The sequence below is a fragment of the Telluria sp. LT2P80 genome (genome assembly GCF_059685955.1).
Genome location: NZ_JCASIO010000003.1, coordinates 227,279 through 241,581 on the forward strand (window position 1 = coordinate 227,279; position 14,303 = coordinate 241,581).

The window sequence follows — 14,303 nt, forward strand, 5'->3', positions numbered from 1 at the left end:
ACCCATCATTCAATTCTCCGAATTCATTTATGCTGGCCGCATCCATCCACAACGCTACAAGGACGCCATGCACCAGTTATTCTCGCCATGCAAGCTCGCTTCTCTTTCCCTCGTCAATCGCGTCGTGATGGCGCCCCTGACCCGGGCGCGTGCGCCAGACGACGTCGCCACTGAAACCGTCGCGCTGTATTACACCCAGCGCGCCACCGCTGGCCTGATCGTCAGCGAAGGCACGCCGATTTCGCGCGAAGGCCAGGGCTACCTGTTCAATCCCGGCATCTACACGCCGGCGCAGATCGCCGGCTGGCGCCTGACCACCCAATCCGTGCACGCCGTCGGCGCAAAAATGTTCGCGCAGCTCTGGCACGTGGGCCGCGTGTCGCACCCGAGCATCCAGACCGATGGCATCGATCCGGTCAGCGCCAGCTCGAAAACCGCGCAAGGCGCCATGGCCTACGGTGTCAAGGATGACGGCACGCCTGGCATGGTGGCAACAACCCAACCGCGCCAGCTTGCCACCGACGAGGTAGCGCGCGTGGTGCAGGATTTCGCCAATGCCGCCGCCAACGCCATCGAGGCCGGTTTCGACGGGGTCGAGATCCACGGCGCCAATGGCTATCTGCTGGAGCAGTTCCTCAACCCGCTGGTCAATGACCGCGATGACGAGTACGGCGCGACCACGATGGACAACCGCCTGCGTTTCGCTTTGGCCGTCGTCGATGCCGTCGTCGCCCGCATCGGCCGCGAGCGCGTGGGCATTCGCCTGTCGCCCTACGGCCGCCTGTTCGACATGCCTCTGTACGACGACATCGACGCGACCTACACGGCGCTGGTCGCCGCACTGGGCGAACGCCGCATCGCCTATGTCCACATCATGGACCAATCAGGCTACGGCATGGGCGACAAGGCGTCCGGCCCCACCGTGTCCGACAAGATTCAGGACTTGCTGCGCGCCTTCCGCCCCACGCTGCCCGAGACTGCACTGATCCTGGCTGGCGGCATGACGCGCGAACGCGCCGACAAGATGATCGAAGATGGCGTGATCGACCTGGCCGCATTCGGCCAGATGTTCATTTCCAACCCCGACCTGGTGGCGCGCCTGCGCAACGGCTGGCCATTGGCAGAGCCGGACCGCAGCACCTACTACGGGGGTGACGCCAGGGGCTATATCGATTACCCGCCGTACGCTGTGCAGACCTGATCTTCACGGGCCCCGGCCGTCAACACCGCGTACGCCGTGGCGAGACGCTGTTCCAGGGTCCCTTCGAGCAGCACATACGGCATGCCCAGCCGCGCCAAAGCCGCACGATACCAGCGGTGCTGGTGCGCGCGAAACGCCGCGTCACGCCGGGTGCCGTCCTGAGTGAACGGGATGTCCGGCGCGCACACGAAAGTCACAGCATACGGACGGCGCGCCAGCGCCTCGAGCGCGGCGGCGGCGCGCCCGAAACCATCGAGACTGTAGAACAGTGACGTCAGCGCACTGCCATCGCAGATCAACCACCGCTTCGCCTGGCGCGCCAGCAGGTCTTCGCGCGCCACCTGGCCCTGGCCGATGCTGAGCATATCCTCGTAACCAAGCTTGCCGCCCTGCGAATCCCAGCGTTCACGTCCGACCTCCGGGGCCCAGCATGTACCGAGGCGCGCCGCCAGGCTGGCAGCGAGCGTCGTCTTGCCGCTCGACTCCCCGCCCAGCAGGCACACGCGTTCGATGAAATGGGCGCGCACCGCAGGATGCAGGTACGCATACGCCAGATGCGGCTGCGTGCGCACTGCCGTTCCCGATACCGGCACCGCCAGACGCTGCCGGTCGACGCAGACATGCTGCACGGGCGCCGGCGCGCCCAGCCGCGCGCCATACCAGGCGCCCAGGTCGGCCGCAAAGCCGTCGCCATACGCTTCGCTGGTGAAGACCGCGTCGGCCCTGGTATCGCACAATGCCCAGCTGACCCATGCGGTGAATTCGCGCTGGACGGCGGGATCGGCATCATTGTGTGGCAACCGGCGCTGCGGCAGGCCGCGTTCACGGCACAGCCGCGCCAGGATCGCGTCGTCGAGCACCAGGCTGCGCACCTGCGGAAACAGCTCGTCCAGCCAGGCTTGCCGCGCATCCGGCCCGCAGCGGTCGAACCCGGGATTGGTATAGCTGATCACCAGCAGTGCGTCGCATTGGGCCAGCGCGGTCTGGATCAGAAACATGTGGCCCCGATGCAGCGGGCAGAATTTGCCGACCACGAGGCCTTGCCGGAAGCGGGTCGCGGGAATCGTCATGTTTGCGACCCTTCCAGGCTGGAGGTGTACTGCAGCGTCTTGTCGGCGGCGTGCAGCACCTCGACCACCACCGTCCCCGCGCCGAACAGGCGTTCGAGTGCAGCCCGGGCCGGCGCGGCGTCGTGCATTGCATTGGGCGCCACTTGCAGCGACACATTGCCGTCCGCGCCCTGGTGCAGGTGAAAATGCGACAGCGGAAACGGCTCGAGCGCATGGGTGATGTCGATATTGTTGATCCAGCCGGCCAGCGCGCGGTAGCGCACGGGCTGGCGGCCGCACAGCCCCACCAGCACCGGGCCGTGCACGCTCGAACGCAGCGACGCGTAGTCGCCGGTGCGGTAGCGCAGCAGGGGCAGGCAGTCGTTGAAGCCACCCGTCACCGTGATTTCGCCCGCGGTGCCGGGACTGACAGGCCGGCCGCCGCGGTCCAGGATCTCGACGTAGAGCTGCGGCTGCAGCAGCAAGTGGCCTTCGAGCGCGGCATCGTATACGCCCACCGGCCCGACTTCGCCCAGTGAATAGATGTCCAGTACCGGGCAGCCAAAGCGCTGTTCGAGCTGCGCGCGCAAGGCCGGCATCAGCTGCATCGAGACCGAGATCAGCGCGCGCGGGGCATGCGTCAACGGTAACGTCAGATATTCGGTGAACGAGATCGGATCGCCGGCCACGATCTCGGGCGCCAGCGCGTCGAGATAGCGAGCGCGATCCAGCGGATCGCGCCAGTCGTTCGGGTGCAGGTTCAGCTTGGCCAAGCCTGACTCGCCCATCGTCGGCGTGACCGAGACATAGGTGAAACACCGCTCCTGAAAGCCGAGCAACACCACACCGACCTGGCCGGCGCCATGCTGCGCTTCGATGCCGAGCCGGCGCAGCGCGCGCTTGTGAAAAGCAGCATAGCGCGCGGCGACCACCGGGTGCGACGGGATCAGCAGCGGATGGCCGGTCGTCCCGGTCGTGCGGAACTGGATCATGCGCTCGAGCGGGACGTCGTCGGGCACAAACTGCGCGATGTCGGCCGACAAGTCGGCGCGCGAGACCGGCGCCACCTGGTCGAATGCCCGCGGGGGTGAGCCGCGCTGTCGGTAATGCGGCACGGTCGCATGCATCCTGGCGATCAGCGGGTCCACCCACGGCGGCGGTGTGCCCGGCGTCGCGTCAATTGGCGCATCGACGATCTCGCGCTCGAATGCCTGCTGGGCCTCGACCTCGTGCGCCTGCAGGCGGTTGCCGCTGGCGTTGCGAAACACGGGTGCGTTCGGATGCCCGCGCAGGAAGTCCAGCATGCGCTGGCCCTCGGTGGTCAAGGTCGGGAAGCGCTCGCGATCGGCAAGGTCGTTCATCATTCACGCGTCCACTTGTCGGCCGACTCTGCGGCCAGCTTGCGCGCCAGGGCTTCGCGCACTTCGCGCGCCCGCTTTTCGGCCTGTCGGCTTGCCGCCAGCAACGCGCGCCGCTGGATGGCGCTGATGGCGGACAGCCGGTCCTGCGCCTGCGCCGGGGTCTCGCCCAGCGGCCGCATGCCAAGCCGGGCAAGCAGCGCGCGCACCAGCTCTTCGCGCCGCTCGGCGTCATGCACGAACGCGTGCGCCGGCGTGATCGCCGCCATTTCCGCCACCAGCGCGCCCACGACGTCTTCGAGCGCGGGGTGCGGCAGGTTCGCGCCGATCAGAGCCTCGTCGGCCAGCAGCCAGCTGGCGACTGCTGCCAGCGCCAGCCGGTTGCGGTCGGTGTGCACGCTGCGGCCCTGAAAGCCGGCCAGCAGTTCATCCGATGCATGTAGCCCATGCATGCGCAGCACATCGCCGACGATGGCCGCGACGGCCATCTCGCCGTGCCCGGCCACCGATGGTTCACCGAGAAAATCCGCAGGAATGTCCGCCAGCCGGCGGGTCAGCGCAGCCAGGTCGGCATAGTCCGTGTTCATCGCTGCGCACCGTAGTGACGGGCGCTGAACGCGCGGGCGAAATCGACCAGCTGGCCCATGTCGGTCACGGCGTGGATCGCCCAGCCTTCGCGGTCGCGGGCGCGCTTCAGCTGGCCCCATGGATTGTCACCCGACGCCCCGGCCCAATCCTCCCAACAGGCCGGCATATCGAGCGCCATTGTGCCGCCACCGCCAGCCGTGCGCAACGCGGCCGCTGCCACGTCCCAGCCGCTGTTGCCCCGCTCGTCCCGGTCGAACATCGTCGTGATGCCGCTGTCCGAAATCATCAGGATGTGGGCCACGCGCCGGCGCTGTCCATGCGCCGGATAGGTGTCGCGCAGGCGGTGAATCGGAAAGCAGGTACTCCCGCCGAAAAAGCCGGTCAGCACACGCAGGATCTGGTCGGCGTCGCGCACGAAGCCTGCCGTGCCCATGACGTCGCGCTTGCCGCTCCACAGCGTGACCTGCACCGACGCGCCGGCACGCAGCGCCGACAGGGCAACAATGGCGCCGGCCAGTGCCGGAAATGACGTGCTCACTTGCGGGTTGGGCATCGAGCCGGAACTGTCGACATACAGGTCCAGGTCAACCGGAACGGGCCGCTTCTCGAACGCCGGCTCTTCGGTCATGCGGCGCTGCATGATGGTAAAGCCGGGGATCGGGGTCGGCGACAGCGCCAGGCTGTGCAGCCAGTCGACGCGCTCGATCGAGTCCCCCAGTTCCCAGGGTTCGAGCCCTTCCATCTCGGGTTCAGGTGCGCGCGGGCTGGGGTGGCGCGGGAAGTCGACCAGATGCGGCAGTGCGCGTTCGCGGTAATAGCGCATTGCAATGGCATGCGGACTCAGTACCACGCCGCCCGCGCGCAGGATCTCGCCGTACTCGAATGGTTCGCGCGCCTGGCCGGTGGAGCGTGTGGCAACTGGTTTGGGCCCGGGCGTGCTCACGTCGTCACCACTGACCGCCGGATCGTCGAGCGGGTGCACGATGTCGTCTGCTTCTTCGGGATCGGACGCATGCATCCCGTCAGGCAGGCAGCCCTCGGCGGCGCCGCCAGTGTCATGCCAGGCCTGCAGCTTTTTTTTGGTTGCCTTATCGTTCATCAGATACGGCAGTACCAGCGAAGCGAAGCGCCCGGCGCCGCGCATCCAGTCGGCGCCGTACACGCGAATCACGCGCGCGCCCAGCCAGGCGTCAGTATCGAGCGAGTCAGGAAAGCCACTGCCGGCCAACTGACCGGGCGCCAGCTGCCACAGGTGTTCGTAGATGCGCATGTAGAGCGTCCACAAACTGCTGGCCGGCCCTGCCGGCGCCTGCGCCAGCTTCCGGTAAATCGTCTCCATGCGAAGGCCGGCCTGGCGCTGCAAGCGGTCGTTGATGCACAGGTCCGTGTACAGGTTGGCGACCATCGCCGCATGCTGTTCGAGCGTCGGCAAGGCCCGCCGCATCCGGGCGATCAGGCGAAAATGGTCGAGCGCCGTGGCCGGGGCCAGCACGTGGTGCCCGATTTCGTGGGCCAGGATTTCGACGCCGAAGTCGTCCAGCGCGTGCTGGCGCACCGCCTGCAGGTCGATCACGACGCTCTGGTCGAGCAGGCGGATCATCGCGAAGCTGCCGCTCAATCCTTCCCTTGCGGCGCTGACCGTGGTGCTGCACAGGCGCGGATCGCGCAGGCGTGTGTAGCGGCTCCAGACGGCCAGTGCGGCGGGCCAGGCGGCGCGCCAGCGCGCGATCAGCGCGTCGTCGGCCGGCGGGGTGCGTTGCCGGCTCATGGCCGCGCCTCCAGTCGGATCGCATGGGTAAAGGGCGACGTGATCGCGATTGTCGTGGCGTTCGCACACGCCTGCGCATGGGCAAGCGTGGTCGGCACACGGCCAGGATCGGCGCGCTCGAACTCGGCCAGCGTTGCCGCTTGCAGCGACGCGCCGTAGGCATCGGCGAGCAGGAAAAATGCGCGCCCGCCCGCGTGCACCAGGAAGCCGTCGCCATCCGGCTTCACCGTGGGCGGCGCATCAAACGGGCCGCCAAAGCCGGTGAACGCGCCGAAGGTGCGGGTCCGGGACGCGTGCGGATCGGCTCCCTGCCACCACGGGTCGCCGGGCAGTTGCCGTAACAGTGCATCAATCTGCATGCCATCCGGCGCGTGCAAAGCGGCCAGCGCCAGCGGTGCGGGCAGCCCTGCCGCCGCGGCGAGCGCACCGGCGCGGAAATGCGCGGCGCCGGCGCGCCAGGCCGCGATCTGTCCTACGGCCCGCAAGGCATCGACCGAGCCAACCTGTGCGGCAAGCATGCCCATGTCATCCATCCACTGCGTCAGCCGCGTACCCGGAATCGCCTCCAGGTACACCACCGCGTTGCTCAGCATACCGAGCACCTGCGCCGGTTCGCGCGCGATCAGGGTGGCAAAGCGGGGAAACAGCGCGCTCCACGCGTGCTGCAGTCCGGGTGAGCGCGCCGCTGGCCCAATCAGTGTGCGGCCGGTCAATGCCAGCCCGAGATCGTAGATGCTGTCGACGACCGGCTGCACATGCCCGGGCGCTACTGCGTCGACGATGACGCCGGCGTCTTCGAGAAACGCGCGAAACACGTCGTGCGACAGCATTGGATAGCGCCGCCGCGCCTCGCGCATGCGTGCGTTGTACTGGTCGCGCCCTGCTGCCAGGACGCTGGCGTAGGCCGGCTTGAGCATCAGGCAGGTTTGAACATATTACTGCGCGCGCAGCCACGCCAGATAATTGGTATAACGCTGGTGCAGGTACTTCAGCTTGAGCAGGTCGTCGTACAGATGACCATACAGCTTCTTGCCCTTGGTCTGGCTGGCGATGAGCTTTTCGATTTTGACCAGGCGCGTTCGCGTCTCGGGTTCGGACACGCCATCGAGGCCCTGTGCGAACAATGACGCCATCTCGCCGACCGGGTCGTCATGTTCCAGGTCCAGGCGCAGGAACTCGGCGTTGGAGAGGTCGAACAGGTGCCGCAGCCAGCTGACACGATCGGTGCGATATGGCGCGTGCTCGGGCACCGCGAAAAATGGCGCATCCAGGTCGGGATGCAGCTTGTCGCGCAGGACGAACGGCAAGACCTGGCGCAGGTCTTCCAGCTCGACCGCCGGATTGCCCCGGAAATACGCCAGCGCCTTGGCATACACCAGCAGCGTCATGAGATTGCGCACCGAGACGCCGTTGCGGGTCTGGCAGCCCAGATCCTTCAATCGGTCGCGCCCCGTGTCGGCTGCCGTCACATCGCGCCAGTCGACGCCCGACAGGCGCGCCGTGTCCTTGGTCATGTACTCGAACTGCCCACCAGCCGCATCGAGCAGCTCGAACTGGCTGGCAAAGAATTCGAGGCGCCGCCGCACATCCTCGGGCACCGCGATCGCACGCACCTCCCGGCCCATCGTGTCGACGTCAAGCTCGGAAAAAATCAGTTCGGGTGGCATCAGTTCTTCGGGCCGCACGTCTTCTTCGATGCGCACCAGGAGGTCGTCCAGGAAGCGGGGATTGAACGCGAGGGCCTGGACGATCACGTCGATGCGGTCGCGCAGCGCCTCGATCACCTGATAGGTGCCGCCACCCTGGTCATCGTTGGCAGTCAGGAACCAGCTCGACTCAGGACACTCGAACACCTGGTCGAGCACTTCGGCGTAGTTGTCGCCCATGACGGTCAGCAGCGCACTCTGGGTGCGGGTCGGAATGCGGTTGTATTCGTCGATGATCTTCACCCGCATCGACAGCCAGGCGCGCCATGAGATGCGGATCGCGTCCATGCTTTGCGCATTGACCATATCGGACGGCAGCGGGTTGCCGAGCAGGTCGGCAATCGTCATCTGCGGGTGGCCATGCTGCATCGCGCGTCGCACGTCGCGCACCGGCACACCGGCCAGCACGCCCATCAGGATCGCGCTGGCCGTCTTGCCGCGCCCGGGCCCACCCACGAACAGGCACTTGCGGCGCGTGGCAAAGGTCAGCAGCGGCAGCAGCACGTAACTGGAATAGCTTTGCCCCGACGGCAGGGTCAGGACGCGCTTGCTGTCGCCCACCGTGAACGTCTGTGCCGGACCGTCGTTGTATTCGATGTCGTAGTGCGGGCTGATGATCGCCTTGTTGACGATCCAGAAGTACGCCTGGCGCAGCTTTTCGTCCAGGCCGGGCGCCGCGCCTTGCACCGGCTGACCTGCATCGACCGGGCCGCGGTACAGGTCGGCCACGTCGAACTCACGCGTGGCAGGCTTGGCATGCGGATTGGTTGGCGCGCGCGATATTTTCTGAAAGAAGTCGAAGGCCAAGGCACATTCTCCGGTACGTCACGATGACCGGCGGCGCAGCGTGACCTGTCCATGCTACCTCGTCGCCACGGCGGGATCAATGCGCCATCGCGCCCGCATTGCGCCCAATTGCGGGCGCGCGCAAGTTGATTCGGCGTGCATATCCCGGTTGACCCGATTCCCCCCACCATGTCATATTGCCATCCTCATCAATCCACGGAAGTCCTCGCATGCGTCACCTTGCCTCCGCGCTGTCCATTTCCATCGCCCTCGCCCTGACCGGGTGCGCCATCTCGGCCCAGGGGCCGCAGACTTCAGGGCGCGATGCGCTGACCTCCAGCATCTCGGCCGACTCGCTGCGCGGCCACCTGTCGTTCCTGTCGTCCGACCTGCTCGAAGGGCGCGGCACGCCGTCGCGTGGCGTTGACCTGGCGGCCGAATACATCGCGGCGCAGTTCCGCCGCGCGGGGCTCGAGGCGGCGGGCGACGACGGCTACTTCCAGACCGCGAACTGGCAATACGCCAGGCGCAGCCCGCAGGACATCGCCTTGACGGTGACGGCTGGCGGCAAGACCATGACCCTTAACGGCACGGGCGCATCGGCCAACTTCGTCGATCCGGTCACGCTGGCGCGCACGCCTGCCGTTTTCATGACCTGGCAGGCGGCGCTCGACGATCCGGATAAAGCCAACGGCAAGGTGCTGGTCGTGCCGGCCGCTGCAATTCCCGGCGCAGGGGCGGCGCTGCAAGCCAAGCTGAAAAGCAAGCCGGCGCTGATCATGCTGATCGACCGCGAACGCCGTCAGGCGCGCACGCAGGGTGGCTGGCTGATCGATCCGGGCGTGGCAGTGGCAAAAGGCGGCGCGCCGGTCGTGCTGGTGCATGCAGCCGATGCCGCGACCGCACTCGAACAGGGCGGCGCCACCGTCGCCGCGAAGATCGTCGCACCCGAGATCACGCCGACCAAGCTGCGCAACGTGATCGGCGTGCTGCGCGGTTCGGACCCGGCCCTGAAAAGCACCTACGTGATGCTCAGCGCGCACTACGATCACCTGGGCATCCGCGATGGCGAGATCTTCAACGGCGCCAACGACGATGGCAGCGGCACCGTCTCGGTCATCGAAATCGCCGCCAGCATGGCGGCGCAAAAGGAACGTCCACGCCGCAGCATCGTGTTCGTCGCGCTGTTCGGCGAAGAACTGGGCCTGCTCGGCTCGCGCTACTACGCGAAGCATCCCGTGTTCCCGCTGAAGGACACCGTGATGAACCTGAACCTCGAGCAGCTTGGCCGCACCGACGACAGCGAAGGCCCGCAGTTGCGCTCCGCCACGATGACCGGCTTTGACTATTCGACGGTGGGCACGACGCTGCAACGCGCAGGCGAACAGACCGGCATCCGCTTCTGGAAGCACCCGACCAACAGCGACCGCTATTTTGCGCGCAGCGACAACCAGGCGCTGGCCGATGCCGGCGTGCCGGCCCACACGCTGTGCGTAGCGTTCGGCTTCCCCGATTACCACGGCAAGGACGACACCTGGGACAAGGTCGACTACGACAACCTGGCCAGCGTGAACCGCATGATCGCCGTGGCGTTGCAGGACATCGCCAACGATCCGGTCAAGCCGGCGTGGACGGACGTGCCCAATGCCGCCAAGTACCGCGCTGCGGCGGCGGCGTTGCAGGCGCCGAAGTAACGCTGACCGATGATGGTGACCGGGTGAAACTGGCCAGCCTGTCGCTCCGTCCGACTGGCAGCGCCGCGCCGCAGACGGTCGAGCGGCTCATGCTCATGGCCGGTGCGGGGATCGATGGCGACCGCCACCGCGACCCGGCATCGCCCCGCCAGCTGCTGCTGGCGAGCAGCGCGACCTATGCTGATTTGAATCTCGCTCCCCACGCGCTGCGCGAGAACCTGCTGCTCGATACGCCCATCGACGCCCTGCCCTCCGGCACCGTGCTGCAGATCGGGGACCAGGCGCAGGTGCGCCTGATGTTCGCATGCGAAGCGTGCGGCCGGCTCGACTTGCATGGCGCGCACGTCGCCGCCAGGATTGGCGCCCGACGTGGCGTGCTGGCGCGCGTCGTGCAGGGCGGCGCAATTTGTACCGGCGACACCGTACGCGACCTGGGCCCATTGCTGTCCGCGTGGTCAGATGACTGGCACGAACGCGTGGCACAGGTGATCGACGCCATGCCGCGCGACACCGTGATCGACTACGCGCTACTGGCGCGCCTGGCCGGCATCCAGTCGACCTACTGCCGCGCGTTCCCACGCTTTTTGGCGTCGCTTGGGCCGGCATATGCGGCCCGGGCTGTTCCGGCGCGGACCATCTCGCACTTGCCGCGCTGGGATGGCCGCGGCCTGTTCGACGCTGTCATGCCGACGCCCGTTTCGGTGCAACCGTCGCCGCTGGTGGCGCCTTCGGCTTGAGCCGCGCCACACCCAGGATCACCAGCGCCAACCCGCCCAACTGGAATACGGACAACGGCTCTCCCAGCAGCAGCCACGAAGCGAACACCGTCAGTACCGGGCCGAGATTGCCGATCGCCGCCGTCCGGGATGCGCCGAGGCGGGCAATCGCCAGCGACAGCCAATAGATCGGCACCACGGTCGATACCACGGCCATCAGACTGCTATTGAGCCAGACCGCTGGCGGCAGCGTCGTGAGGGCGGCGCGATCACCGGCCAGCGTAAAATGCAGCAGCACGAACAAGCACGATGCGCTGCCTGCCAGGCCTGCCAGGCGCATCGCGCCGATGCGCTTGACGACCGCGCCGGTGCCGACGAAGTACAGCGCGTACGCCACGGCGCTGGCAAATACCCATGCAGCACCAGTCAGGAGCTCGCTGCTCATGCCGGTCACGTGCAGGTCGTGGATGAAGCCGACGCCGAGGCCCAGGTAACAGATGCCCAGCGCCTGCAAGGTACGGCTCGACGGGTACTGTTTGGTGAGACAGACCTGGAACAACAGCACCAGCGTCGGGTACAGGTACAGGATCAGCCGTTCAAGCCCGGCCGTGATGGTTTCGAGGCCATAGAAATCGAACAGGCTCGCCAGGTAATAGCCGAAGAAGCCCAGGGTTGCGATGTGCAGCCAGTCCTTCGGCGTCAACCTGGCTGCCTGCGGATCGCGCGCCATCCAGGCCAGGCCCAGGAACAGCGGCAGCGCAAAACCCATGCGCAGCGCCAGCATGGTCAATGCATCCACTGGCGCGGCCGCGTAGCCCAGCTTGACGAACACCGCCTTCATGCTCATTCCCGTGGCGGCCAGAATCGCATACAGCCGTCCATCCTGCGCCCAGCGGCCCACCCATGTCAAATCGCTCATCTTCGTCTCAGCCGTTATCACGTCATCGTCAAGGCCTTATTTTGCCGCGAAACAAGACGGGCTAGAATGCGCCAATACTGAACCACGCCTTCGCCGAGCGAGAAACCCCATGCACATCGACCTGACCGATCTTCGCCTGTTACTGGCCATCGAGGCCGCTGGCAGCCTGAGCAAGGCCGCCGAACGCTTCCCCATCGCCCTGTCCGCGGCCAGCAACCGCCTGCGCGGGTTCGAGCAGGACACCGGCATAGTCGTATTTACCCGCTCGGCGGCCGGCATGACGCCAACGCCCTCAGGACGCTTCATCCTCGAGCGGGCCGCGCGCATTGTCAATGAAACGGAGCAGTTGCGCGAGACTGTGCGCGACCTGCGCGGCGGACGCCGCATGTCGGTGCACCTGGCCGGCACTACGGTGGCGATCAGCACCTTCCTGCCAGCGGCCCTTGGCGAATTTTTGGCGGACCACCCTCAAGTCGACCTGCAACTGGACGAACGCGCCAGCCGCGATATCGTGGCGGCGGTACGCGCCGGCGAGATCGAGCTGGGCATTTTCGATGGGAACGTGGCGACCGGCGAGATGATCTCGCTGCCATTTCGCAGCGATCGCCTGGTGATGCTGGTGCCGGCCGGCCATGCGCTGGCGCAGCGCGCGACGATGAAGCTACGGGACGCCTTTGAATACGCGTTCGTGTGTCTGCCGCCGGAACGGCCGATGCAGCATTTCATTGAAGCGAGGGCGATCCACAACGGCCGGCCGTTGAAGGTGCGCGTACGGGCGCCGAGCTTCGACGCCATCGCGCAGCTGGTGGCGCAGGATGTCGGCATCGCCATGCTGCCCGAGGTGGCCGCCATCCGCTTTGCCCGCGAGCTGTCCGTCGCCATCGTCGCGCTGGACGACGCGTGGGCAAACCGGGAACTTCGCGTCTGCGTTGCCGATCCCGCATTGTTGTCGCCACACGCTGAATTGTTGTTAAGTTATCTAGCGCACAGCCGATGAGTTTTGGAAATGTTTTAATACATCTGTCGCGCACGATTGCGGTCGGGGCGTGAGTCAAAGAATTAGCAGCTGGTGTAAGCTAAACGACAACATTTAATTTTAAGGAGCACCCCATGAAAACCACGATTACCATTTCCGCCCTGATGCTGAGCGTCGCGATGCTGGCCGGTTGCAACAAAAACGACAATATGGGCCCTGCACAAGAAGCCGGCGCTGCCGTCGACAACGCAGGCGCAACCGTCGCTCAGGAATCGAAAGAAGCCGTCGCTGCTGCTGATGCAGCTGCTGAACGCGCTGGCGACAAGATGGAAGTTGCAGCTGACAAAGCTGAAGCCAATCTGGACGCTGCTGGTCAGCGTATCGACGCCGCTACCGACCGTGCCGGTGCACGTATCGAAGCTGCTGGCGCCGAAGTGCGTCAGGAAAGCCGCGAAGCAGCTGCTGCCGCTAAAGAAGCCACCAGCGACGCAACCGCTGCTGCTGGCCGCAGCGTCGAGCGCGCTGGCGAAAAAATGCAGGACGCTTCGAAGTAATTCATCTGAATTAGTTCGATCAGCAGTCGTGTAATGCGCAAGCCGCGACCCGGGCAACCGGTGTCGCGGCTTGTTCACATGTGGCCGTTCAAACGGCGAATGGCGTCTCTGCGATACCCTGCACGCGCGGCCGCAGGATGACGACCGAACCGGCGTCGCCACCAGGATTGGCCGCCCCTGCCGGATCAATCGACGTCAAGAGCAGCAGGTCGAGCGCCGGGCCGCCAAATGCGCACATCGACGGCTTGGCCATCGGCAGCGCAATTTCACGATCAAGCTTGCCTTGCGGCGTGAAGCGCTGCACCACACCGCCATCGTTGGCGCAGCTCCAGTAGCAGCCATCGACGTCGACCGCCGCCCCGTCGGGCCGCCCCCGTTGCCCCGTCAGGTCGAGAAATATCCGCTCATTGCTCGGCAGGCCGGCATCGGGATCGTAATCGTAGGCCCACACGAGCCGCCGCTGCGGGTGCGAATCGGACAGGTACATCGTGCGGCCATCCGGCGAGAAGGCCAGGCCGTTCTGCGTCAGCAAGTTCCGAACGACAGGCCCATGCAGGCCTGCAGCGGTGCTGTAGCGATACAGCCCGCCCACCGCGCGTGCGGCGCCCATGTCCATGAACATGGTGCCGCTCCAGAAGCGGCCCTGCCGGTCGCAGCGCCCGTCGTTGAAACGCATGCCTTCGCCCAGTTCCGGGTCAGGCGGCGCGGCAAGGCGGCGTGCATCGACCGTCCCATCGGTGCCCAGCGTCAGGCGAAACACGCCCGTTTCCATGCCGGCGATCAGGCCGCCATCGCTGTCCGCTGCAATGCAAGCCACCATTTCAGGTGCCGTCCAATGCTGCAAAGCGCCGCTGGCATGGTCGCTGCGCCAGATGCGGCGCGCAGGGATGTCGACCCAGTACCAGGCAGCCTGCCCCGCATGCCACAGCGGGCTTTCACCGGTGGCGCAATGCACGCCCCCAACGCGTTCTACTTCAGCAGACATCGA

13 protein-coding genes are annotated in these 14,303 nt (G+C 66.3%); 5 read left to right on the top strand and 8 right to left on the bottom strand.

The genetic code is table 11. From position 1 onward, the window contains the following. Nucleotides 1-67: 67 nt before the first annotated feature. The gene (locus tag AC56LW_RS10295; RefSeq protein ID WP_499634000.1) at nucleotides 68-1,201 is read left to right on the top strand and encodes an alkene reductase; all 1,134 of its coding nucleotides are present in this window, start codon (nucleotides 68-70) and stop codon (nucleotides 1,199-1,201) included. Here the strand turns inward: AC56LW_RS10295 and AC56LW_RS10300 are convergent. Genes AC56LW_RS10300 through AC56LW_RS10325 form a run of 6 tightly spaced genes read right to left on the bottom strand, consistent with a single transcriptional unit; the run spans nucleotide 1,174 to nucleotide 8,477 of the window. After that, nucleotides 1,174-2,271, bottom strand: coding sequence for an AAA family ATPase (locus AC56LW_RS10300; protein ID WP_499634001.1), 1,098 nt, complete (start codon nucleotides 2,269-2,271; stop codon nucleotides 1,174-1,176). The two genes, AC56LW_RS10295 and AC56LW_RS10300, sit on opposite strands and share 28 nt — an antisense overlap. Continuing rightward, a complete protein-coding gene (locus AC56LW_RS10305) occupies nucleotides 2,268-3,614 on the bottom strand; it encodes an AMP-binding protein (RefSeq protein WP_499634003.1) in 1,347 nt (448 codons plus the stop codon). The genes AC56LW_RS10300 and AC56LW_RS10305 overlap by 4 nt, the downstream gene beginning before the upstream one ends. Further along, nucleotides 3,611-4,195, bottom strand: coding sequence for a hypothetical protein (locus AC56LW_RS10310; protein WP_499634005.1), 585 nt, complete (start codon nucleotides 4,193-4,195; stop codon nucleotides 3,611-3,613). Before AC56LW_RS10310 ends, AC56LW_RS10305 begins: the two co-directional genes overlap by 4 nt. Further along, a complete protein-coding gene (locus AC56LW_RS10315) occupies nucleotides 4,192-5,964 on the bottom strand; it encodes a VWA domain-containing protein (RefSeq protein ID WP_499634007.1) in 1,773 nt (590 codons plus the stop codon). The genes AC56LW_RS10310 and AC56LW_RS10315 overlap by 4 nt, the downstream gene beginning before the upstream one ends. After that, nucleotides 5,961-6,881 carry a hypothetical protein gene (locus AC56LW_RS10320; protein WP_499634009.1) on the bottom strand — a complete coding sequence of 307 codons (921 nt, stop codon included), beginning with the start codon at nucleotides 6,879-6,881 and terminating at the stop codon, nucleotides 5,961-5,963. Before AC56LW_RS10320 ends, AC56LW_RS10315 begins: the two co-directional genes overlap by 4 nt. An 18-nt stretch (nucleotides 6,882-6,899) precedes the next feature. Next, nucleotides 6,900-8,477 carry an AAA family ATPase gene (locus AC56LW_RS10325; RefSeq protein WP_499634011.1) on the bottom strand — a complete coding sequence of 526 codons (1,578 nt, stop codon included), beginning with the start codon at nucleotides 8,475-8,477 and terminating at the stop codon, nucleotides 6,900-6,902. A gap of 209 nt (nucleotides 8,478-8,686) precedes the next feature. On the opposite strand from AC56LW_RS10325, the gene AC56LW_RS10330 reads away from it, so the two are divergent. Further along, the gene (locus AC56LW_RS10330) at nucleotides 8,687-10,150 is read left to right on the top strand and encodes a M28 family peptidase (RefSeq protein ID WP_499634013.1); all 1,464 of its coding nucleotides are present in this window, start codon (nucleotides 8,687-8,689) and stop codon (nucleotides 10,148-10,150) included. A 23-nt stretch (nucleotides 10,151-10,173) separates the two neighbouring features. Then, nucleotides 10,174-10,887 carry an MOSC domain-containing protein gene (locus tag AC56LW_RS10335; RefSeq protein ID WP_499634015.1) on the top strand — a complete coding sequence of 238 codons (714 nt, stop codon included), beginning with the start codon at nucleotides 10,174-10,176 and terminating at the stop codon, nucleotides 10,885-10,887. Here the strand turns inward: AC56LW_RS10335 and AC56LW_RS10340 are convergent. Further along, nucleotides 10,832-11,785, bottom strand: a complete 954-nt coding sequence (locus AC56LW_RS10340; protein WP_499634017.1) for a DMT family transporter — start codon at nucleotides 11,783-11,785, stop codon at nucleotides 10,832-10,834. The two genes, AC56LW_RS10335 and AC56LW_RS10340, sit on opposite strands and share 56 nt — an antisense overlap. A gap of 109 nt (nucleotides 11,786-11,894) precedes the next feature. Between AC56LW_RS10340 and AC56LW_RS10345 the strand changes: the two genes are divergently transcribed. Beyond that, nucleotides 11,895-12,782 carry a LysR family transcriptional regulator gene (locus tag AC56LW_RS10345; protein ID WP_332531754.1) on the top strand — a complete coding sequence of 296 codons (888 nt, stop codon included), beginning with the start codon at nucleotides 11,895-11,897 and terminating at the stop codon, nucleotides 12,780-12,782. Nucleotides 12,783-12,895: 113 nt separating this feature from the next. Continuing rightward, entirely contained in the window at nucleotides 12,896-13,315 is a 420-nt protein-coding gene (locus AC56LW_RS10350) for a hypothetical protein (protein WP_332531753.1), read from the top strand. 88 nt (nucleotides 13,316-13,403) lie between these two features. Here AC56LW_RS10350 and AC56LW_RS10355 read toward each other — a convergent pair whose 3' ends face one another. Next, entirely contained in the window at nucleotides 13,404-14,300 is an 897-nt protein-coding gene (locus tag AC56LW_RS10355; protein ID WP_499634019.1) for an SMP-30/gluconolactonase/LRE family protein, read from the bottom strand. Nucleotides 14,301-14,303 lie beyond the last annotated feature (3 nt).